We start from the raw sequence: 22,510 nt of genomic DNA, 5'->3' as shown, positions 1-22,510 counted from the left end.
TGCAAAATGCAAACCCTCGCTGTTGATATCGCCGCCACCTTCGTCAATGACGCCGCAGCTCTCGTGACCGGCTTTGGCCGCGCCCTGCTGCGGTTCGCCATGACCCCGATCGATCGCGTCGCAAATGCCTGCGACATCGCCGGCGTGCTTACTGAGCGGCGCGCGACCTTCCGGATGTGGCACGCCAACCGTGCCCGTGCGCGTCTCGAGGGCCGCCGGTTCAGCCTGCTCGGCCGCCTCTCGCCCTTTCGCCACCTCTCCCATCTCACCTGAGACAGGCACAGCCGGCACGTTCCGATCGGCTCGAATGCAAGATCCGGTTGCAACGAAGGACTCACCATCTCCGGACATTGACGGTCGATCTGGCGGACTTCGGCGATGCGGTTCAGCTTTTCCTCAGAACCGGCGCGATACTCGGCAAGCGCGGCCATCTCGCCCGAACTGCGGTCGCGCTCAGATATTTGCGAACCTAACGAGACCACTTGGAGACCAACAGGATCGGAAGGATCGAGGCGACAAGGCAGGCCGGCAACCGTCGTCACCCTGCAATCGTTCATCCCATACCCTTCCGGTCATGACGCTTCACCGACAACGTAAATCTCAGGCGGCCTTTCTAAAACAGGACTAGTCATGATCAGGGAATTGATGTCGTCACGCCGCTTCGCGCCGCTGTTCTGGGCGCAATTCTTCTCGGCGCTCAATGACAACGTGCTCAAGAACGCGCTCGTCATCATCCTGCTTTACAGTGCCGCGACCGGCCACGGCGATGCCCTGGTGACGATCGCAGGCGCCGTCTTCATCTTCCCCTATTTCATCCTGTCCGGGCTCGGTGGCCAGCTCGCCGACAAATACGTCAAATCCGTCGTCGCAAGGCGGCTCAAATTCGCCGAGATCTTCGCCGCGTGCTTTGCGGCCGCCGGCTTCTTCCTGCACTCAGTGCCACTGCTGTTCGCAGCGCTCGCGCTGTTCGGCATCATCGCCGCCATGTTCGGCCCGGTGAAGTATGCCATGTTGCCGGACCAGCTCGAGCTCGGCGAGCTCGCGACCGGCAACGCACTGGTCGAAGGCGCAACCTTCATGGCGATCCTGCTCGGCACCGTCGCCGGCGGCCAGTTCGTGGCCGGCTCCGCGCATATGGGCTGGGTCGCATCGGCCGTGGTCGTGCTGGCCCTGTTGTCCTGGGCCTTCGCCTCCCGCATTCCGGCGACCACGCCGTCTGCGCCCGATCTGCCCGTCACCGCCAATCCGTGGACCTCGACGCTCAGCCTGCTTAGGAGCCTGCACGCAGACCATCGGCTGTGGGACGGCACCGTGATCGTCTCCTGGTTCTGGCTCGTCGGCGCCATCGTGCTGTCGCTGCTGCCGGCGCTGGTCAAGGACGTCGTGGGCGGCACCGAGGGCGTGGTGACGCTGTGTCTTGCGATCTTCGCGATCGGCATCGCCGTCGGCTCGCTGTTCGCCGCCAGCCTCAGCCACGTTCGCCCGAACCTCGCTCTCGTGCCGATCGGCGCCATCATCATGGGATGTTCTGGCCTCGATCTCGCCTGGGCCATCGGCGTGACCACCAGGGGTCAGGACATCACCGCGGCCGGTTTCGCAACCTCGTTCGCGGGCTTGCGCATGATGATCGACTTCGTCGCCTTTGCATTCGGCGGTGGCTTGTTTGTCGTTCCCTCATTTGCGGCTGTTCAGGCCTGGTCGGCGCCGTCCGAGCGCGCCCGCATCATCGCCGCCGGCAACGTGCTGCAGGCGGCCTTCATGGTGGTCGGCTCGCTGTTCGTCGCGCTGCTGCAGGCGGCCGGCTTCCATGTCGGCTGGATCTTCTTCGGCCTCGGAGTCGCGAGCTTCGGCGCGGTGTGGTTCGTGCTGACCAAGTGGGGCAAGGAAGGCGTGCGCGACTTCGGCGGACTGCTGTTCCGCGCGCTGTTCCGCACCGAAATTCGCGGGCTCGAAAACCTGCCGCCATCAGGCACGCGCATGCTGATCGCGCCCAACCATGTCAGCCTGATCGACGGTCCGCTGCTGCACGCCGTGCTGCCGATCGACGCCAGTTTCGCGGTGGATACCGGCATCTCGAAGGCCTGGTGGGCCAAGCCGTTCCTGCGCGTGGTCAAGCACTACACCATGGATCCGACCAAGCCACTGGCTGCACGCGACCTGATCAAGCTCGTCGCCGCCGGTGAGCCGGTCGTGATCTTCCCGGAAGGACGCATCACCGTCTCGGGCTCGCTGATGAAGGTCTATGACGGCACCGCGATGATCGCCGACAAGGCCGACGCGGTGGTCGTGCCCGTCCGCATCGAGGGCGCGCAACGCTCGCATCTTAGCTATCTCAATAGCAGCCAGATCAAGCGCTCCTGGTTTCCGCGGGTGACGGTCACCATCCTGCCGCCGGTCAAGCTTCCAGTCGACCCGTCGCTGAAGGGCAAGGCGCGCCGCAACGCCGCCGGCAGCGCGCTCCAGGACGTGATGATCGATGCTCTCGTGAAGAACGCTATGCTCGATCAGACGCTGTTCGAGGCGCTCGGACACGCCTATCGCGACCGCGACACCGGCAAGGTCATCGTCGAAGACGCGCTCGGCACCAAGCTGACCTATCGCAAGCTGATTCTTGGCGCGCAGGTCTTGAGCCGCAAGCTCGAGGCAGGCACCGCCGCCGGCGAGAATGTCGGCGTGCTGCTGCCGAACTCGGCGGGCGTCGCCGTTGTCTTCATGGCGCTGCAAAGCATCGGCCGGGTGCCTGCCATGCTCAACTTCTCCGCCGGCCCCGTCAATGTGCTCGCCGCCATGAAGGCGGCGCAGGTCAAGACCGTGCTGACCTCGAAAGCCTTCATCGATAAGGGCAAGCTCGACAAGCTGATGGCGGCGATCTCCGCAGAGGCGCGAATCGTCTATCTCGAGGATGTCCGCGCCTCGATTGGCGTGACCGACAAGATCAAGGGCCTGCTCGCAAGCACCGCGCCGCGCGTCAGTCGCCAGGCCAACGATCCGGCCGTGGTGCTGTTCACGTCGGGCTCGGAAGGAACGCCCAAGGGCGTGGTGCTGTCCCATCGCAACATCCTCGCCAACGCGGCGCAGGCGCTGGCGCGGGTCGACGCCAACGCCAACGACAAGGTGTTCAACGTGCTGCCGGTGTTCCACTCGTTCGGGTTAACTGGTGGAATGATGATGCCGTTGCTGGCGGGCATTCCGATCTACATGTACCCCTCGCCGCTGCATTACCGGATCGTGCCCGAGCTGATCTACCAGACCGGCGCCACCATCCTGTTCGGCACCGACACGTTCCTCACCGGCTATGCACGCTCGGCGCACGCCTACGACTTCCGCACCCTGCGCCTCGTGATCGCCGGCGCCGAAGCGGTCAAGGACCGGACGCGTCAGGTGTTCATGGAACGCTACGGCATCCGCATCCTCGAAGGCTATGGCGTCACCGAGACTGCGCCGGTGCTGGCGATGAACACGCCGATGGCCAACCGTCCGGGCACCGTCGGCCGCCTGTCGCCGCTGATGGAAAGCCGGCTCGATCCGGTCCCCGGCATCGAGGACGGCGGTCGCCTCTCGGTGCGCGGACCGAACGTGATGCTCGGATATTTGCGGGCTGAAAATCCCGGCGTGCTCGAGCCGCTGGCAGACGGCTGGCACGACACCGGCGACATCGTGTCGATCGACGCGGCCGGCTTCATCACCATCAAAGGCCGCGCCAAGCGCTTTGCCAAGATCGCGGGCGAAATGGTCTCGCTCTCGGCGGTCGAGAGCATCGCGACGACGCTGTGGCCACAGGCCGCATCGGTCGCCGTCTCGATCCCGGACCAGCGCAAAGGCGAGCGCATCGTGCTGCTGACGACGGAGAAGAACGCCGAGCGCAGCGCGATGCAGGCCCAGGCCAAGGCGATCGGAGCGTCCGAGCTGACCGTTCCCGCGGCGATCATGGTGGTCGACAAGGTGCCGCTGCTCGGCACCGGCAAGACCGACTATGTCACGGCAACAACAATGGCCCGCGAGCAAGCGTCGGCACCGGAGCGCGAGGTGGCGTGACGACCGATCGGGACAAGCCTCTCAAACGCTGGCTTCGCTACGCCGCTCCTGCGCGTAACGCACCAGCGCCGCGAAGCGATAGATGCCGTGCACGAACTTGCCATAGGGCATGGTGATGAACAGCGCGAACACCGCGCCGAGATGCAGCGCCAGCAGCGGCCCCATCGCAGAGGTCTCGCGCAGGAGCAGAAGAGCCATTCCTGTGATGCCGGTCAGGAACAGCATGGCGATGAAGCCCACGTCCATGCCGTAGCGGCTCTCGTCGAGCAACGCTGGATCGCGGCGCATCTTGGCGGCGAAGAGCCCGATCGGTCCAATGATCAGGCCGATGCCGCCGAGCGTGCCGAGCACGACAGGCAGGTCCCACCACGGATAAGGCGCCTCCCAGCCGAGCCCATAATGATACAGCGTGGCGACCGACGTCGCGGCAAAGCACAGCAGGAAGCCGTAGAAGGTCAGGTGGTGATAGAGCTTGCGCCGGTCGGTCGGCCTGTCGTCTTCGTTGTAGCAGCCGATGCCGCCGCCATGGAGGTAGCGCAGCTCGCCGGCATCGCGGATTGCTTGAAAAATCGAACCGCCGTCGGCGCGGCCGGCAATCGGCGGACCGATGTCACGCCAGAAGGCGCGCACGCTCAACACGAGAGCGAGGATCGCATAAAGGAAGGCAGCGCTGAACAGCGCGGCCATGGCGTTGTGCGGCATCAGCCTGTAGAAGGCGCCAGGACCGCTGTGCACGCCGAACAGCACGCTGCGGTCGTTCCAGATGGCGAAGCCGAGGATGAAGGCGGCCATGCTGAGCGCGGCGATGATGCTGATGACCAGACCGTTGCGGGCAAATGTGCCTGATAGCGCCTGCGGCCAGGCATAGGCTGCGTAGGACTCGGCGCGCGCAATTGCCAGCGTCTTCGGAACGTTGACGTTGAATTCGTGCGGCGGCGAAAATTGGCAGTCGACATAGCAGGCGCCGCAGCCATGGCAGAGATTGGCGAGATAGTTGAGATCGCCGTCGGAGAAGGCGCGCCGCATCTCCATGGCCGGAAACACCGCGCACAGACCCTCGCAATAGCGGCAGGAATTGCAGACCGTCATCAGACGGTCGGCTTCGTCCAAAATCCTAGTTCCGTGCATGTTTCGCCGCTTCCCGTCCTGCGATCCGCCCGAACACGCTGCCGATGGTCATGCCCATGCCCGCGGCATAACCCTTGCCGAGCACGTTGCCGGCCATGATCTCGCCGGCCGCGAACATGTTAGCCGACGGCCTGCCGTCAGCCATCAGCATGCGCGCCTCCTTGTTCACGCGCGTGCCGAGATAGGTGAAGGTGATGCCGGGCCGCACCGGATAGGCCAGATAAGGCGGCGTCTCGATCCTCCGCGCCCAATGGGTTTTCTGCGGCGTGATGCCTTCGGTGCGGCAATCATCGAGGATGGTGTGATCGAAGGTGCCGGGCTGCACGGCGGCGTTGAATTCGGTGATCGTCTTCTCCAGCGCGGCCGGATCGAGATCTAACTTGCCGGCGAGCTCGGTCACCGTCTGCCCGGCGATCGGCGGAAACAGCGTCGGCATGAAGCTGGTGACCACGGTCGAGTCGAAGATGATGTAGGCGATCTGGTCGGGCTGCGCCGCGACCAGCCGGCCCCAGATCGCGTAGCGCTTCGGCCAGATGTCCTCGCCTTCATCGTAAAAGCGTTGCGCATGCTTGTTGACGACGATGCCGAACACGACGGAGTCATGGCGGGTGATGATGCCGCCGTCGAATTTCGGCGCACGGGCGTCGATCGCGACCGCATGGCACTGTGTGGGATCGCCGACCTCCTGCACACCCTTATCGAGCAGCATCTTCAGGATCGAGCCGCGGTTATAGGGCGTGCCCCGGATCAGGAAATTGTCGGCGGCCTCGCCCCAATATTGCTTCAGCCATTCGATGTTGGCCTCGAACCCGCCGGCCGCCGCCACCAGCGAGGGCGCGCAGATCTCGGTCTCGCCGTTGATCGGCCGCTTGAGGCGGGCGGCGAGGAACATGCCATCCTCGATCACCAGGTCGATGACTTCGGCGTCGTACTCGACCTCGACGCCGAGCTGCTCGGCGGTGAGATAGAGCGCATTCAGCATCGCTCGCCCGCCGCCGAGGAAGAACGAGTTGGTGCGGCCGAGGCTCAGCGTGCCGCCGAGGGAGGGCTGCCAGCGCACGCCCTGCTCGACGATCCAGTTCAGAATGTCCTTGGACTCCCGGATCATGTGACGGGCCAGCACCTCGTCGGTCTGCCCGCCGGTGACGCGCAGCAGGTCCTCCCAGAACTCCTCCTCAGTGTAGGGGCCGGTCAGGATTTCGGTCGCGGCATCATGGGCGCAGCGCATGTTGCGGGTGTGACGGGTGTTGCCGCCGCGATAGAATTTCGGCGCCCCCTCGAGCACCAGCACCGACGCCCCATTGCGGCGCGCGGCGATAGCTGCGCACAGAGCGGCATTGCCGCCGCCGATCACCAGCACATCGTATTTGCTGCCCATACCGTCTGCCCGATGGCACGCGAGACTAGAGACAATCCGCCGTCAGCGGCCATGTCCAAGCATGACCATTGTTGCGTAGTTTTGTATAGATATACATAGGCGGCGCAAGCGGCATCTCTGCCTGGGCAGGATGCGTCGCGCCGCGAGGACGACATGGCCAGACGCCCGGCAAAAACAGGCGGAACGATCGCGCGCGGCGGTGGCGTCGCCCTGGGCGAAGCGGTGTTCCGCTCGCTCTGCGAAGCACTGCAGGCCGGCAGCTACCGTGCCGGCGACCGGCTGCGCGAGGAGGAGGTTGCGCAGCGGCTCAAGGTCAGCCGCACCCCGGTTCGCGAAGCCCTGGGACGCCTCGCGGCACGCGGCTTCGTCGAGCCGGCCGGCGGCCGCGGGCTGATCGTGCGCAACCTCGACATCTCCGAGGTGCTCGAGCTCTACGCCATGCGCGAGATCATGGAAGGCGCCGCTGCGCGCCTGGCCGCCGAGCACGCCTCGCCCCCGGAGATCGAGGCGCTCAGGGATATCGAGCAGGCTTTTGTCGAGACCTCCGCGAGCCACACTGCCGAGCTGGCGCGGCTCAACCGGGCCTTCCACGAGGCGATCTGCCGCGCCGCGCGCAACCGCTACCTCGACAGCGCTTCGCGCGAGTTGCAGGATTGGATCGCCCTGCTCGGACTGACCACCTTCACCGTGACAGGCCGCCCCAAGACAAGCCACGGCGAGCACCAAGCCATCATCGGCGCTATCGCTGCCCGCGACGGCGACAAGGCCGAGCAGCTCGCGCGCGCCCATATCCGCGAGGCCCTACGCTGCCGGCTCAAGCTGCTGCAGAAGCAATAGGCGCGAGGCGCCTCAGGCAATCACGTCCGCGACGATCGCCTTCAGAACGTCGCGCACATCAGCCGGCCTGAGCCGCACCTGCAAGCCGCGCTGGCCGCCGTTGAGATAAACCTGGTCATGCGCGAGCGCGCTCTGCTCGAGCACAGTGCGCACCGCCTTCCGCTGCCCGAACGGACTGATACCACCAACCTTGAAGCCGGTAAGGCGCTCGGCCTCTGGCGGCTTCATCATCTGCGCCGACTTGTCGCCGACGGCCGCGGCGAGCTTCTTCATCGAAACTTCCTGATCGGAGGGAACGATGACGCAGACCGGCTTGCCGTCCACCAGCGCCATCAGCGTCTTCAACACGCGCGCCGGGTCTTCACCGAGCGCGGAGGCGGCCTGGAGCCCGATGCTCGCGGCGTCGGGATCGTAGTCGTAAGTGTGGAGGGTGAAGGCAACTCCGGCGGCCGTGAGTGCGCGGGTGGCTGGGGTGACTTTGGACATGAGTCACAAGTACCACCGTCATCGCGAGGAGCGAAGCGACTAAGCAATCCAGAATTCTACCGCGGAGATAGCCTGGATTGCTTCGCTTCGCTCGCAATGACGGACGCGCCACACCTACGGTGTCGTCCTACTCCGCAGCGTCGCGCATTTCCACGCGTTCGGCCCTGGCCGCGCAGAACTTGAATTCCGGGATCTTGCCGAACGGATCGAGCGCCGGGTTGGTCAACAGGTTCGCCGCCGCCTCTGCGTAGCAGAACGGCATGAACACCATGTTCTCCGGCACGTCGCGGTCGGAGCGCACTTTGACCTCGACGGCGCCGCGGCGGGTCTCCAGGCGAATGAAGTCGCCCGGCGCGAGCCTCTTCTTGCGCATGTCCTTCGGCGACATGAACGCGACCGCCTCGGGCTCGATCTGGTCGAGCACCTGCGCGCGACGCGTCATCGAGCCGGTGTGCCAGTGCTCGAGCACGCGGCCGGTCGACAGTACCATCGGATATTCGGCGTCGGGCAGCTCGTCCGGCGGAATGACCTTGGCGGGCACGATCTTGCCGCGGCCGCTCGCGGTCGGGAAGCCCGTGGTGAAGATGATCTCGTTGCCGGGTTTGTCGGGAGCGTCGGCCGGATAGGTGACTGCGCCTTCGCGCACCAGCCGTTCCCAGGTGATGTTCTTCAGCGACGGCATCAACTCCGCCATTTCGGTGTAGACGTCGCCGGGGCCGGAATAATTCCACGGCAGCCCCATGCGCTTGCCGATCTCCTGGATGATCCAGAGATCCTGCCGCGCATCGCCGGGCGGCTTGATCACCTGGCGCGCGAGCTGCACGCGGCGGTCGGTGTTGGTGAAGGAGCCGTCCTTCTCGGCGAAGGCCGAGGCCGGCAGGATCACGTCGGCGTGGAACGCGGTCTCGGTAACGAAGAGATCCTGCACCACGAGATGATCGAGCATGGCAAGCGCGTGGCGTGCGTGCTGGAGGTCGGGATCGGACATCGCGGGGTTCTCGCCCTCGATGTACATGCCCTTGATCTCGCCGGCATGGATGGCGTTCATGATCTCGACCACGGTCAGGCCGCGGACGGGGTCGAGATCCTGTTGCCACAGCTTCTCGAAAGCGCCGCGCATGTCGTCGCGTCCGACCGGCTGGTAGTCCGGCAGGAACATCGGGATCAGGCCGGCATCGGAGGCGCCCTGCACGTTGTTCTGGCCGCGCAGCGGATGCAGGCCGGTCCCGGGACGGCCGACCTGGCCGGTGATCAGCGCCAGCGCAATCAGGCAGCGCGCATTGTCGGTGCCATGGACGTGCTGGCTGATGCCCATGCCCCAGAAGATGATCGACGATTTTGCGCGCGCATAGGTCCGCGCGACCTCGCGCAAGGTCTGCGCCGGGACGCCGCAGATCGGCTCCATCTTCTCCGGCGTGAACTCCTTGATCTTCTCCTTGAGCTCTTCAAAGCCTTCGGTATAGCCGGCGATGTATTGGTCGTCGGTCAAGCCTTCGGTGATGATCGTGTTGATCATCGCATTCAGCATGGCGACGTCGGAGCCCGGCTTGAACTGCAAATGCTTGGTCGCATGACGCGACAGCGACTGCCGGCGCGGATCCATCACGAACAGTTTTGCACCGTTCTGCTTGACCGCGTTCTTGATGAAGGTCGCCGCGACCGGATGGTTCACGGTGGGATTTGCGCCGATCACGACGATGACCTCGGCATCCATGGCGGCGGAGAACGGCGCCGACACCGCGCCCGAGCTCAGGCCTTCGAACAGCGCTGCCACGGACGAGGCATGACACAGACGGGTGCAGTGATCGACGTTGTTCGAACCGAAGCCGGTACGCACCAGCTTCTGGAACAGATAGGCCTCTTCGTTCGAACCCTTGGCCGAGCCGAAGCCCGCCAGCGCCTTCACGCCCTTCTCATCGCGGATCTTGACCAGACCCTTGGCCGCGATGTCGAGCGCTTCTTCCCAGCTCGCTTCGCGGAAATGGGTGAAGGGATTGGCCGGGTCGACCTGGTCGTTGGCATCCTTCTTCGCATTCGGCAGCCGCACCAGCGGCTTGGTCAGGCGGTGCGGATGGTGGATGTAGTCGAAGCCGAAGCGGCCCTTGACGCAGAGACGATTGTGATTGGCGGGGCCGTCGCGGCCCTCCGCGTAGATCACCTTCTCGTCCTTGACCTCGTAGGTCACCTGGCAGCCGACGCCGCAGAACGGGCAGAGCGAATCCACCTTCCTGTCGGCATAGGTGACGCGCGTTTGCTTGTCGTCGAGCATCACGGCCGGCATCAACGCGCCGGTCGGGCAGGCCTGCACGCATTCTCCGCAGGCGACGCAGGTCGACTCCCCCATGGGATCGTCGAAGTCGAACACGATCTTGGCGCCGGCATTGCGGTACGCCATGCCGATGACGTCGTTGACCTGGACTTCGCGGCAGGCACGCACGCACAGGCCGCACTGGATGCAGGCGTCGAGATTGACGCGCATCGCCGGATGGCTCGCGTCGGTCGCCCAGCGCTCGGCAGCGGGGAAGCGGCTCTCGGTGACACCCGTCGTCTCGGCCCAATGCCAGAACTTGGAATCCGGATCGTGCGAGGTCTCACGCGCCGGCTGGTCGGCGACGAGCAGCTCCATCACCATTTTTTGCGCAGCGACGGCGCGCGCGCTTTCGGTCTTCACCTTCATGCCGACCGACGGCGTGCGCTTGCAGGACGCCGCGAGCACGCGCTCGCCCTCGATCTCGACCATGCAGGCACGGCAATTGCCGTCCGGACGGTAGTCCGGCGCGGGCGAATAACAGAGGTGCGGGATCTCGCGGCCCTGGCGCTGGGCCACCTGCCAGATCGTCTCGCCGGGTTTGGCCTCGACCTGCTTGCCGTCGAGCTCGAACGTAATCTTGGTCATTCGGCCGCTTCCTTGAACTCGTCAGGGAAATATTTGATTACCGAGGACAGCGGATTCGATGCCGCCTGTCCAAGCCCGCAGATCGAGGCGTCGCGCATCGCCTGGCTCAATTCTTCCAGCAGGGCGCGGTTCCAGACCGGCTTCTGCATCAGCAGCGCCGCTTTCTGGGTTCCGACGCGGCACGGCGTGCACTGACCGCAGCTCTCGTCCTCGAAGAACTTCATCAGGTTCAGCGCCGCTGCGCGCACGCTGTCCTTGTGCGACAGGATCACGATCGCGGCGGAGCCGATGAAGCAGCCGTACTTCTCCAGCGTGCCGAAATCGAGCGGGATGTCGTCCATCGACGCCGGCAGGATGCCGCCGGACGCGCCGCCCGGGAGGTACGCGTAGAATTGATGGCCGTCGGCCATGCCGCCGCAATATTGATCGATCAGCTCGCGCACCGTGATTCCCGCGGGCGCGAGCTTCATGCCGGGATTCTTGACGCGGCCCGAGACCGAGAAGCTGCGCAGGCCATGGCGCTCATGGCGGCCATTGCCCTTCCACCAGTCGGCGCCCTTCTCGACGATGTCGCGCACCCACCACAGCGTCTCGATGTTGTTGATTAGCGTCGGCAGGCCGAACAGGCCGACCTGGAAGGGGTAAGGTGGCTTGTGCCTGGGCAGGCCGCGCTTGCCCTCGATGCTCTCCAGCAGCGAGGATTCCTCGCCGCAGATATAGGCACCGGCGCCGCGGCGCATATGCAGCGTCGGACCGCCCGGCGGGAGCTTGGCGATCTCGCACTCCAGGATCTCGCGTGAGGCCGGATATTCGTCGCGCAGATAGATGTAGACGTCGGAGGCTTGCACCACATGCGCGCCGATCAGCATGCCCTCGATGAAACGATGCGGATCGGTTTCGAGATAGTAGCGGTCCTTGAACGTGCCGGGCTCGCCCTCGTCGCCGTTGATCGCCATCAAGCGCGGGCCGGGTTCGCCCAGCACCGCGCGCCATTTGCGCCCGGTCGGGAAGCCTGCGCCGCCGAGACCGCGGAGCGAAGCGTCGTCGAGCGCCTTCAGCAGATCGTCCTTCGGCAATTCGCCGGAGCGGAGGCGATTGAGCAGCTTGTATCCGCCGCCGGCAATATAGGCGTCGTAATCGACATATTTCGGCAGATGCGCGTGAGTGTCGCCGGCCTTCGCGGCGGCCATGACATTGGCGACGGTCGCGTGGTCGACGAAGTTGTGGCCGACCTCAGCGGCAGGCGCGGTATCGCAACGGCCGACGCAGGGCGCGCGTACCACGCGAATGCCGGGACCCGATGCGCTCTGCAAATCTTGCAGCAGCTTCTCGCCGCCGAGCATCGCGCAGGTCAGCGAATCGCAGACGCGGATCGTTAGTGGGGCGATGTCAGGCTCACCTTCCTTCACTACGTCGAAATGCGCGTAAAAGGTCGCGGTCTCGAACACCTCGGCAAAGGCGAGCTTCATCTCGTCGGCGAGCGCGGCGAGGTGCGCGGCCGAAATCTGGTGGTACTTGTCTTGGATCAGGTGCAGATATTCGATCAGCAGGTCGCGCCGCCGCGGCCTGTCGCCGAGCAGCTGCTCGATCTCGTGCGCGGCGGTGGGGTCGACCTGTCGTCCCTTGGGGGTCGCGTTGGCTCGCTTCCGGCCACCGCCCGGATGTTCGAACGAGCGGACCTGTTGCACGTCGTGGCTCATCGCTGCGTCTCGTAGCCCTTCTTTGGAATATATCCAATCCTAGTCTCTGGCATACCAGATGCCAAGAGAATTCTTGCGCTCAAATAAGCATTTAAGGGCATGCGGCCAATAAGGCCGCATGCCCCTGTACGCCACGAGGAGGTTTGCGCGATCAGAGGATCTTAACCGCGCTCTCGAGCGTCTTGTAGACACCCCACGCCAGCGGAACGCAGACGAAGAGCCAGAACAGTGCTGCCTTGACATCGAGGCCGCCGGTGCCGATTCCGAACGAGCCAGTCTGCACGGTGCCGGCGCCCGCATTCGCCGCCTGCAACTTGGCGACGTCGGCCTCGCTCATGTACCATTTCGGATCGACCGGCTTGACCAGGTAGTTGCAGATGATGCCGGCGATCAGCATCGCACAAAGAATGTACATAGTGGTGTTGTAGAGCTGGTCGCGCGGAACGCCCGCCGCGAGTTGGAACTCGCGAATGTAGTTCACCACGACCGGGCCGATGATGCCTGCGGTCGACCATGCCGTCAGGAGCCGGCCGTGAATGGCGCCGACGAACTGGGTGCCGAACATGTCGGCGAGATAGGCCGGCACGGTCGCGAATCCGCCGCCATACATCGACAGGATGATGCCGAAGCCGAGCACGAAGAGCAGCTTCGAGCCCATGGCCGCAAAGGTCGGCGCCAGCGCGTAGAGAACGATGCCGAGAATAAAGAACGTGTAGTAGGTGTTCTTGCGGCCGATCGTGTCCGACAGCGTTGCCCAGAAGAAGCGGCCGCCGATGTTGAACAGCGATAGCAGGCCGGCGAAGCCCGCCGCAATTCCAGCGATAACCGTCTTCTGCTCGACCGAGAGCTGACCGAAGGTAAGCTCCGGATGTCCGATCAGCTTGCCGGCAAAGATTTCCTGGAGCATCGGAGAAGCCATTCCGATCACGCCGATGCCAGCCGACACGTTCAGACACAGCACCCACCAGATCAGCCAGAACTGCGGCGTCTTGTGCGCGTTGTTGAGATGGACGTGATGCTCGGAGATCATCGTCTTCTTCTCGCTCGGCGGCGTCCACCCTTCAGGCTTCCAGCCAGCCGGCGTCACGCGATAAGCGAAAGCGCCGATGGTCATGAAGACGAAATAGACGACGGCCATGACGACGAAGGCCTGCCATACACCGACATCGATCGAGGTCTTGAAATAGTTGATCAGGAGGTTGGCAAATGGCGCGCCGATCATGGCGCCGCCACCGAAGCCCATGATTGCCATGCCGGTCGCCATGCCGCGGCGGTCGGGAAACCATTTGATCAGCGTCGACACCGGCGAGATGTAACCGAGACCAAGACCTATGCCGCCGATCACGCCGGAGCCCAGCCACATGATCCAGAGCTGATGGGTATAGATGCCGATCGCGCCAAGCAGCAGGCCACCGCACCAGCATAGCGCAGCAACGAAGCCTGCCTTGCGCGGACCGACCCGCTCAAGCCAGCCGCCCCAAACAGCGGCGGCAACGCCGAGCACGACGAAGAACAGGGTGAACATCCATCCCAGGCTCGCGACCTTCCAGTCGCAGGTGGTGGTGAAGAGCTCTTGCCATAGCGACATATCCGGACAGGCTTTCGGCGCCGTGATGCCGATGGCTCGGGAAAGCGGCAGCCAGAATACTGAGAAGCCATAGGCCATGCCGATGCAGAGATGGATGCACAGCGCCGCCGGCGGCACCAGCCAGCGATTGAATCCGGCGGTCGCGATGGTCCGCTCGCGATCAAGAATCCCCGCGCCACGGCCCGAAATGGTCCCGGCGCTCTCAACACTAGCCATGCATTCCTCCCCTGAGGCCGCCCTTCTGAGCAGCCTGCCCTAAGATCCTGATCCCCAGTCCAGCGACGCAGCCAAATGTCCCTGCTGCTCCGCTCAATGATTCGACGCGCGTCAGGATCGTCACGCGCATCCGAAATGCTAACCCCTCGGGCGGGATGCTATGCCCTATACGACATACAGGCATTGTGAGCGCGGCCCGTCGATCAGCGTATCGCAGACAAGACTCAACCTCCGCGCCTGAACGGAGAAAGCCAATTGCAGAAGCCATGAACGATGTCGATAGACAAATGGTCGGTATCAGCGCGGTAACGTTCTCAAGAACGCGACGCACCATTAGCGCTCTCTATCGAACGATTTGATTTTTCTATCAAGAACACGATGCGCGCGTCGTTGCGCTCGGTGATCTCCACCGTGTCGCCGGTCTCGCGGATCAGGTTCGGAATGTCAATCACCGACAAGGGATCGGTGCAGTGAACCTCGAGCTGATCGCCGGGCTGCAACGGCTTCAGGGCTTTTCGGGTCTTCAGGGCGGGCAACGGACATTTTAACCCGGTGAGGTCGAGCGTCGTTCTGGTCATGGGCGCACCATGGCGGGGCCGATCGATGGCGTCAACGCAAGGACCGCTAGAGCAGATCGGCATAGAACAAGAAGCCTACGTCCTGTCCAGGTTCGACCTGCGTGATGTCTTCGCCAAGCTCAACGAGGCCACTGGTCTCCACCAGTGAGGACAATAGCCCGGCTCCCTCGCGCGGGAACTTGATGACCTCCAGCGTGCCATCCCTTCCGCGCCGCAAGGAGGCGCGAACATATTCGCGCCTGCCTTCTTTCTTCCTGTAGGTGAACGCAGCACGCACAGGGATCGGCAAGTGCGGCTCCGGCAGGGAACCGGCCAGCGCCAGCACCGTCGGCCGCACCACATGCACGAAGGTGACAAAGCTCGCAACGGGATTGCCGGGCAATCCGATCAGCGGCGTGCCGTCGATGATGCCCATCGCCACCGGTCGGCCGGGCTTGATCGCCATCCGCCACAGCACCAGCGAGCCGACGCTCTCGACCGCCGCCTTGACGTGATCCTCCTCGCCGGTCGAAACGCCGCCAGTGGTGAGGATCAGGTCATGATCGCCTGCGACCTGCTTCAGGCCATGAGCAAGCGAGGTACGCTCGTCCCGCAAGATGCCGAGATCGCTGACCTCGCAGCCGAGCCGGCGCAGCATCGCCATCAGCATGAAGCGGTTGGAATCGAACAGTTGCGAGGCCGCGCGCGGCTCGCCGGGCGAGGCCAGCTCGTCACCGGTCGAGAAAACTGCGACGCGGATGCGCCTGACGACGTCGAGGCTGGTCAGGCCCAACGCTGCCGCAAGGGCGACATGCTGCGGCCGCAAGCGCTGCCCGGCGCGCAGCGCGACGTACCCTTCGGGAATGTCTTCGCCCGCAGGGCGGACATTGGCACCCGGCTTCAACCCGGGCGGCAGCACCACCTTGCCGGACTTATCGACGCGGACATCTTCCTGCATGAAGACGGTTTCGGCGCCCAGTGGCATCGGCGCGCCCGTGAAGATACGCGCGGTGTGGCCGGGCTTGATCGGCGCCTGTGCAAGACCGCCGGCCTGGATACGGCCGTCGAGCGGCAATGCTTGCTCGGCGCTTTGCGGAAGATCGGCGTTGCGCACAGCGTAACCATCGACGGCGGAATTGGTGAAGGGCGGCAGCGGCAAAGGCGCTGCGATGTCGCGCGCCAGTACGCGTCCGTCCGCGTCGACGAGCGCGACCGTTTCGAGATCGGCGATCGCATTGACGCGCGTGGTGATCAGGCCAACGGCCTCATCCACCGACATCATCGGGCCGCCGAAAGCAAAGCAATCGTCCGATAGTTGCGCCATGGTGCCTCGTCAGCGCATCGCGGCGCTTTTCGCCACCGCTTCGTCGACCGGCATCGCCGCGCGCAGCAACAAAGCCGCGGCGGCCGGAATATCGTCGAGATGGACAGTCGGCAGGCGGGTGTCAACCGCGACGTCGGCCACAATCCCGGCAATGCCGGGATCGTCTGGGAACAGCAGTGGCTTGCCATTGGCGCCGCGATGCACCTCGATCTTGCGATGTGGCTCCCGCTTGAAGCCCTCGACCACGACGAGATCGACCGCGGATAGCTTGCTCAACAGCTCCGGCAGTCGCGGCTCCGCGGCGCCGCGCAGCTCGTGCATCAGAGCCCAACGATTCGCCGAAGCAACCAGCACCTCGGCCGCGCCGGCCTCGCGATGGCGCCAGGAATCCTTGCCGGGCACGTCGACATCGAACTGGTGATGCGCATGCTTGATCACGGAAACGCGCAGGCCCTCCGCGTTGAAATGCGGGATCAGCCGCGTCAACAGCGTGGTCTTGCCCGCCCCGCTCCAGCCTGCAAGCCCGATGACTTTCATAACCGCCCGATCTCCGCCAACGGCTCACGAGCCGATGGAACCTCCGGCCTTTCCGCCATGCTTATATCGGCTTGATCCGAATGTCATGCTAACCTCGTGGCCATGATGAAGATCGACAAGACCCCGGTGCCCCTGATCGTCCCTGATACGGACGACCCGCGCCTGACCCAGAGCGTGACCGGGACTGACCAGACCGGCGCCAAGGTCGAGATCAAGGTGCCGATGGAGCGGCCACTGACGCTCTACCTGAATTCGCAGGAGATCGTCACCATGATGACGATCGGCGACTATCCGGAATATCTGGCACTCGGCTACCTGCTGAACCAGAACATGCTGAAATACAATGACGAGGTCACTGAGGTCGAGTACGACGACGACCTGCAGGTGGTCGTGGTGCGCACCTCACACCACACCAATTTCGAGGCCAAGCTGAAGAAGCGCACGCAGACCTCGGGCTGCGCGCAGGGCACAGCCTTCGGCGACCTGCTGGAAGCGGTCGAGAGCGTCGCACTGCCGAAGGCAGAGCTGCGCACCTCCTGGCTGTACCAGATGACCCAGACCATCAACACCATGCCCTCGCTCTATCTAGAGGCCGGCGCGATCCATGGCTGCGTGCTGTGCAAGGAGGGCACCCCGCTCTGCTACACCGAGGACGTCGGCCGCCACAATGCGGTCGACAAGATCGCGGGTTGGATGTACCGCCACGGCGTCGATGCCTCCGACAAGATCCTCTACACCACGGGACGCCTCACTTCGGAGATGGTGATCAAGACCGTGCGGATGGGGATTCCGATCCTGGTGTCGCGCTCCGGCTTCACCGCCTGGGGCGTCGATCTCGCAAGACAGGTCGGGCTGACGCTGGTCGGGCGCACGCGCGGAAAACGCTTCATCGCACTCGCGGGCGAGGACCGCATCGTCTACGACCAGAATCTCGCTTACGTCGAGGAGGAATCGGCCAAGCACAAGCGCAAGGGTGAAGGTGGTGACGACTAGGATTCTGCCGGCGAGTGTTCCGCCGACTGTTGGCGTGCTGCTCGCCGGCGGTCTCGCCCGGCGCATGGGCGGGGGTGACAAGCCAATGCGCAGCATCGGCGGCCGCACCATCCTGGAGCGTGTGATCGCGCGCCTTGCACCCCAATGCAGCGGGATGATCCTCAATGCCAACGGCGATCCCGCGCGCTTCGCCGCGTTCGGCTTGCAGGTGGTCGCCGATGGCGTGCCCGGCTTTCCCGGCCCCCTGACCGGCATCCTCGCGGCGCTCGACTGGACCGCGGCGAACCGGCCGAACATCGAGTGGGTGCTCAGCGCCGCGGGCGACTGCCCGTTCCTGCCGCGCGATCTGGTCACCCGCCTGCATGAGGCGCGGGCGCGCGAGAACGCGCAGCTCGCGGTCGCGGCATCAGGCGATCAGTCGCATCCTGTGATCGGTCTGTGGCGCGTGGACCTGCGTGAGGAGCTACGCCACGCGCTCGTGATCGAGGACCTCCGCAAGATCGACCGCTGGACCGCGCGCTATCTGCTGGCGACGGTGAGATGGCCGACCGAGCCGCTCGACCCGTTCTTCAATGCCAATACTGTCGAGGACATCGCCGAGGCCGAGCGGCTGGCGGCGCTGGATGAGACGTCCTAGCGCGCTTACGACGTGGCCGCATGCGGGGCCGTTCACGCAGGCCGAAATCCCGCGCGCTCCAGCGCCGCCCGCGCCTCATGCGAGCCGAGCGCATCGAGAAAGGCCTGCACTGCGGGCCGGTCTTTGCGCGCCGTCACCAGCGCGAAATCATAATGCTCCTCCGCGAGCGGAATGAAATCGAGGCCGCCCGCATGGGCGACCGGCGCAATGGTCATGCCCCAGTCGGCGCGGTGCTGGGCGACGGCGGCGGCCACTGCATTGTGCGAGCGGGGCTGGTTCCAATAGCCCTCCGGGCGGGCGCCCCCGAGCAGCCGATCGATCAGGATGCGCGTGCCGGCGCCCTGATTGCGGTTGACCATGATGCAGGTGGGATCAGAGATCGCAGCCGCGACCGCCTCCTTCGCACTGAGGTCTTCGAAACGCTTGTCGCCTTTGCGGAAGACGATGCCCTGCATCCGCCGCCAGCCCGGAACGAGCTCAAGCCCCTCGACGAGATAGGGCGAGTTGTAGGTCTCGCTTCTGTCGTCGAACAGATGGATCGGCGCGAGATCGCATTCCCCGCGCCGCGCCGCCGCGAGCCCGCCGAGGCTGCCGACGGCGATCGAGCGAACGGCAAGGCCGGCATGCGCGAGCTGTACCGTCACGAGATCGAGGCCGGTGCAATGGCTGCCGACGATGACGAGATCCGGCACGCGCACATGCGGCGTGAACAGGGTTACCTCGGCTTCAGTCCCGGCCGGCATCTGGTCGGCGAGCGCGTCGATGCGCAAAAAGCCGTCGGCCTGCGCGAATGACGTGATCGCACCAGATCCCTTGCCGGAGGGATAGGCGATCAGGCCGCCGCGGCCCTCGACCAGCGAGACCATGACGAATTCGGTGCGGCCGAGCTCCGAGGCGATGCGGACCGGCACGGTCGCGCTGACCTTGGCATCGGAGCGCGGCGGCAGCCCCGCCATCCTGCGCAGCACCGGCACGATCATGTCGTGGAAGGTGAACATCGCCGAGGTCGGAAAGCCCGGCAGGATCACCACTGGCTTGCCGTCGCACACCGCAAGGCACAGCGGCTTGCCGGGCTTGAGCGCCACGCCATGCGCGATGATTCCGGGCTGGCCGAGCCGGCCGATGATGCGATGGGACAGGTCGCCCGCGCCTTTCGACGTGCCGCCCGACAGCACCAGCATGTCGGCATCCGCCAGCGCGCGGCGCATGGCCGCTTCGAGCTTGGCTTCATCGTCGGGAATGGCGCCGAGGAAGACCGCCTCGCCGCCATTCTCGTCGATCGCAGCAGTGACGATCGCACCGTTGGTGTCGTAGATCTCGGCGGGCGCGAGCAGCTCTCCGGGCTGCACCAATTCGTCGCCGGTGGAGATGACGGCCACAAGAGGCTTGCGCGCGACATTCACCTCGGCGATGCCGCAAGCGGCCAGCATGCCGATCTCGCGCGAACCGATGATCGTCCCCGCACGCAGCAGCGCTTCGCCGCGCGCGATGTCGGATCCGGCATAGGAGACGAATTGCCCGGGCGACGTGGCGCGACGGACCTCGATCGCGTCCGATCCTGCCGGCTGGGTGTGCTCGACCATGACGACAGCGTCGGCGCCGCGCGGCAGCGGACCGCCGGTGGCGATCGCCGTTGCGGACCCAGCCGCCACTTGCAGCGTCGGGGCGGTGCCGCAGTGGATGGCTTCATCATTGAGCGCGAGACGAACGGGTGCAACTTCCCCTGCCGCAACGACATCGGCGGAGCGGACGGCAAAGCCGTCGACATTGGAGCGGTCGAACGGCGGAACGTCGATCGGTGCCGTGACGTCTTCGGCGAGCGCCGCACCGAGTGCATCGGCGAGCTTGCACGCTGCACTCGGAATCGACCGCGGGAACAGCGCCGCCTCGAAACTTGCCAGCGCTTCTTCGCGCGACAGGATCTTGAGGAACTGCTCCTGTTCGAGCGCGCTGCGCTCTTGCGATCGCGGAATCATCGGCATGCCGGAACCCATATCATTCCCGCATCAGATAGGCACCGACCGGCGTGCCCGCCGCAAATCCCTCGTGGCTGGCGGGGACGAGCAGCCATGCATCGGCGCGGACGATCGCCTGGAGCGGCCATTCGCCCACGGCAAGCAGCATCCACGCATGATGTTCCTCGACCAGCAGGGCCATTTCTGCGATGCCGACACCGGATGCAATCTTGCGTGCGAGCGGCAAGGTGAGCTGTCGGCGTGGCCGGCGCGCCGACAACTGATCGATGAGCGGCAGCGCGAGCGCGAGCCAGGCCGCGAGCGCATGATCGGGCGAGCCCGGCAAGGCGACAATCGGAACCTTTTCGAGCCGGCCGACCGCAGCGGTGCGTCCAGGCTGGAGCGCAAGGCCATGGGCAAGCACCTCGCCACGCTGGGCCAGCGCCGCGACAGCTGCATCCCCATGGCCGACGCCACTGCCGCCGACCGTCAGCAGCAGATCGCAGGAGGAAGCGTCGAGCGCCTCGGCAATCGATGCTTCATCACGCGCGCCGGCCTCACACGTCTTCACCTCCAGCCCCGACACGCGCGCGATGCCGGCGATCATCTGCGCCGTTGCCGTTGCGCCCGGCACGTTGACGATGCGCAGCCGCGGCCGCCGCACGCCGAGCTTCTCCAGATGCGCGACGCGCGCGATCAGCAGATCGGCCGCGCCGATCGGATAGCCCTCGGCGCCGGCGGGCGTGCGCGCGGCGACGTCGCTTCCCGCTCGCCTGACGCCCTGCCCCGGCACGGCCTCGGCCAGCACCTGCGCGAGCGGACCTGACAGCTCGACCGCCCCGGCGTCGAGCACGCAGTCGCATCCCTCCGGCATCGCCTCACCGGCATCGACCCATGCAGGAGCCATCGCCAGTGGCAGCGGCGAATACGCGGACGCACCGACGAGATCATTGGCGGAGAGCGCCCAACCGTCTGCGGCGGCAATGTCGCGCGGGGGATAGGCGGCAAGCAGCGGAGCGCCCACCGCGACGCAGCCGCTCGCTTCCGCCAGCGGCAACTCCATCGGCGCGACAGGATCGACGCCTCGCAGCAACGCGGCGAGCGCAGTGTCGAGCGGCGTGAGCGAGGACGGCAGGCGCTGAATCATGCGCCATGATGGACCATGCATCGCCCGGTTTGGCAACCGCCAGCGCTACGGACATTACCCGCCCGACCTGTCCGAATTGGGGAAGAACAGCTGCTGCCCGTCGATCTTGTAGCCGGCGATCGCGGTCTGCCCCTCCGGCGAGGTCAGCCAGTCGATGAAGGTCTGCGCGAGATCCTTCTTCACGTTCGGAAACTTGTTGGGGTTCACCAGCATCACGCCGTACTGATTGAGCAATCGCCTGTCGCCTTCGACGACGATATCGAGATCGCCGCGATCCCTGAACGAGATCCAGCTGCCGCGGTCCGACAGCACATAGGCGTTCGCGGCGCGCGCGGCCTCGAGCGCCGCCTTCATGCCCGGTCCGGCCTCGCGATACCAGGCGCCCTTGGCGCTGGCGATGTCGATGCCGGCGACGATCCAGAGCGCGAGCTCCGCGGCATGGGTGCCCGAGCGGTCACCGCGCGTCACGAACGGCGTCCCCTTGGCCTCGATCGCCTTCAGCGCGGTCGCGATGTCTTTGCCTTTGACGCCCGCGGGATCGCTCTTCGGCCCGATCAGCACATAATCGCTGTACATCACGTCGAGGCGCTTCACGCCAAAACCGTCGGCGACGAATTTCTCCTCCTGCGGTCGCGCATGCATCAGCACGACGTCGACCTCGCCCCTTCGCGCCCCGTCGAGCACTTCATCGGCGCGCCGCACGATCACCGTCACGTCGATGCCGGTCTTCGCACGGAAGATCGGCAGCAGATAATCGAGCAGGCCGGACTCCTGCGTCGCCGTGGTCGATGCGAGGACGATGCCGCGCTCCTCAGCGGATGACGCCGCAACGCCCGCGGCAAGGCCGCAGAGAAGCGTGAATGCAACGGACAGGCGGCGGACGGCCATGATCGTGTTCCCATTGGCTTTGACGGGATCATGATGATGACCGATTGCGCCGCACTCGTGACGCATCGGGGCTGCTTGCGCTCCGCGCCGGCCAGGCCGAGTGCGGCATCGCCCGCGCGCGGCGGCGGCGCACTCGACCTCGCAATGCGGCAGCGCAGCTATTTGCATGCCGGCCCTGCTCCGGCCACTCGGCGAGAGGCGGCGGCGC

Annotated in this window: 17 protein-coding genes; 5 read left to right on the top strand and 12 right to left on the bottom strand. The window is 65.3% G+C overall.

The window, feature by feature from the left end; all coding sequences use genetic code 11:
• Window positions 1–6 precede the first annotated feature (6 nt).
• Both IVA98_RS20390 and IVA98_RS20385 read left to right on the top strand, forming a co-directional pair.
• Window positions 7–273 carry a hypothetical protein gene (locus IVA98_RS20390; protein ID WP_247355388.1) on the top strand — a complete coding sequence of 89 codons (267 nt, stop codon included), beginning with the start codon at window positions 7–9 and terminating at the stop codon, window positions 271–273.
• Between the two features lie 357 nt (window positions 274–630).
• A complete protein-coding gene (locus IVA98_RS20385; protein ID WP_247355387.1) occupies window positions 631–4,035 on the top strand; it encodes an acyl-[ACP]--phospholipid O-acyltransferase in 3,405 nt (1,134 codons plus the stop codon).
• Window positions 4,036–4,056: 21 nt separating this feature from the next.
• On the opposite strand, the gene tcuB is transcribed toward IVA98_RS20385, so the two are convergent.
• Window positions 4,057–5,163 carry a tricarballylate utilization 4Fe-4S protein TcuB gene (gene tcuB, locus IVA98_RS20380; protein ID WP_247305244.1) on the bottom strand — a complete coding sequence of 369 codons (1,107 nt, stop codon included), beginning with the start codon at window positions 5,161–5,163 and terminating at the stop codon, window positions 4,057–4,059.
• On the bottom strand, window positions 5,150–6,541 hold the full coding sequence (gene tcuA / locus IVA98_RS20375; RefSeq protein ID WP_247305242.1) for an FAD-dependent tricarballylate dehydrogenase TcuA: 1,392 nt from the start codon (window positions 6,539–6,541) through the stop codon (window positions 5,150–5,152). Before tcuA ends, tcuB begins: the two co-directional genes overlap by 14 nt.
• A gap of 153 nt (window positions 6,542–6,694) precedes the next feature.
• Here tcuA and IVA98_RS20370 point away from each other — a divergent pair, with 153 nt between their 5' ends.
• Window positions 6,695–7,378, top strand: coding sequence for a GntR family transcriptional regulator (locus IVA98_RS20370; RefSeq protein ID WP_247305240.1), 684 nt, complete (start codon window positions 6,695–6,697; stop codon window positions 7,376–7,378).
• 12 nt (window positions 7,379–7,390) lie between these two features.
• Here the strand turns inward: IVA98_RS20370 and ybaK are convergent, their stop codons facing one another.
• The 7 genes from ybaK to mobB form a co-directional block, all read right to left on the bottom strand.
• Entirely contained in the window at window positions 7,391–7,864 is a 474-nt protein-coding gene (gene ybaK / locus IVA98_RS20365) for a Cys-tRNA(Pro) deacylase (protein ID WP_247305239.1), read from the bottom strand.
• Window positions 7,865–7,991: 127 nt separating this feature from the next.
• Window positions 7,992–10,760, bottom strand: coding sequence for a formate dehydrogenase subunit alpha (gene fdhF, locus IVA98_RS20360; RefSeq protein WP_247355386.1), 2,769 nt, complete (start codon window positions 10,758–10,760; stop codon window positions 7,992–7,994).
• A complete protein-coding gene (locus tag IVA98_RS20355; protein WP_247305234.1) occupies window positions 10,757–12,460 on the bottom strand; it encodes an NADH-ubiquinone oxidoreductase-F iron-sulfur binding region domain-containing protein in 1,704 nt (567 codons plus the stop codon). The genes fdhF and IVA98_RS20355 overlap by 4 nt, the downstream gene beginning before the upstream one ends.
• A gap of 151 nt (window positions 12,461–12,611) precedes the next feature.
• A complete protein-coding gene (locus IVA98_RS20350) occupies window positions 12,612–14,264 on the bottom strand; it encodes an OFA family MFS transporter (protein WP_247305227.1) in 1,653 nt (550 codons plus the stop codon).
• Window positions 14,265–14,578: 314 nt separating this feature from the next.
• Window positions 14,579–14,842: a sulfurtransferase TusA family protein gene (locus IVA98_RS20345; protein ID WP_247280786.1), complete on the bottom strand. Its 264-nt coding sequence runs from the start codon at window positions 14,840–14,842 to the stop codon at window positions 14,579–14,581.
• Window positions 14,843–14,888: 46 nt separating this feature from the next.
• Window positions 14,889–16,145 (bottom strand): molybdopterin molybdotransferase MoeA, encoded by a 1,257-nt coding sequence (locus IVA98_RS20340; RefSeq protein ID WP_247333986.1) that lies wholly within the window; start codon window positions 16,143–16,145, stop codon window positions 14,889–14,891.
• A 9-nt stretch (window positions 16,146–16,154) separates the two neighbouring features.
• Window positions 16,155–16,682 carry a molybdopterin-guanine dinucleotide biosynthesis protein B gene (mobB, locus tag IVA98_RS20335; protein WP_247305222.1) on the bottom strand — a complete coding sequence of 176 codons (528 nt, stop codon included), beginning with the start codon at window positions 16,680–16,682 and terminating at the stop codon, window positions 16,155–16,157.
• A gap of 102 nt (window positions 16,683–16,784) precedes the next feature.
• On the opposite strand from mobB, the gene fdhD reads away from it, so the two are divergent.
• The gene (gene fdhD / locus IVA98_RS20330) at window positions 16,785–17,675 is read left to right on the top strand and encodes a formate dehydrogenase accessory sulfurtransferase FdhD (RefSeq protein ID WP_247305641.1); all 891 of its coding nucleotides are present in this window, start codon (window positions 16,785–16,787) and stop codon (window positions 17,673–17,675) included.
• Window positions 17,656–18,312 (top strand): molybdenum cofactor guanylyltransferase MobA, encoded by a 657-nt coding sequence (mobA, locus tag IVA98_RS20325; RefSeq protein ID WP_524536394.1) that lies wholly within the window; start codon window positions 17,656–17,658, stop codon window positions 18,310–18,312. The genes fdhD and mobA overlap by 20 nt, the downstream gene beginning before the upstream one ends.
• 32 nt (window positions 18,313–18,344) lie before the next feature.
• Here the strand turns inward: mobA and IVA98_RS20320 are convergent, their stop codons facing one another.
• Genes IVA98_RS20320 through IVA98_RS20310 form a run of 3 tightly spaced genes read right to left on the bottom strand, consistent with a single transcriptional unit; the run spans window position 18,345 to window position 22,302 of the window.
• Complete coding sequence (locus IVA98_RS20320; RefSeq protein WP_247355385.1) at window positions 18,345–20,294, bottom strand: molybdopterin biosynthesis protein; 1,950 nt, start codon at window positions 20,292–20,294, stop codon at window positions 18,345–18,347.
• 13 nt (window positions 20,295–20,307) lie between these two features.
• On the bottom strand, window positions 20,308–21,414 hold the full coding sequence (locus tag IVA98_RS20315) for a molybdopterin-binding protein (protein WP_247305210.1): 1,107 nt from the start codon (window positions 21,412–21,414) through the stop codon (window positions 20,308–20,310).
• 54 nt (window positions 21,415–21,468) lie between these two features.
• A complete protein-coding gene (locus IVA98_RS20310) occupies window positions 21,469–22,302 on the bottom strand; it encodes an ABC transporter substrate-binding protein (RefSeq protein ID WP_247305207.1) in 834 nt (277 codons plus the stop codon).
• Window positions 22,303–22,510: the final 208 nt, after the last annotated feature.

It is taken from the genome of Bradyrhizobium sp. 160, assembly GCF_023073735.1.
Taxonomy (GTDB): Bacteria; Pseudomonadota; Alphaproteobacteria; order Rhizobiales; family Xanthobacteraceae; genus Bradyrhizobium.
This window is presented reverse-complemented; position numbering and strand designations above follow the sequence as displayed.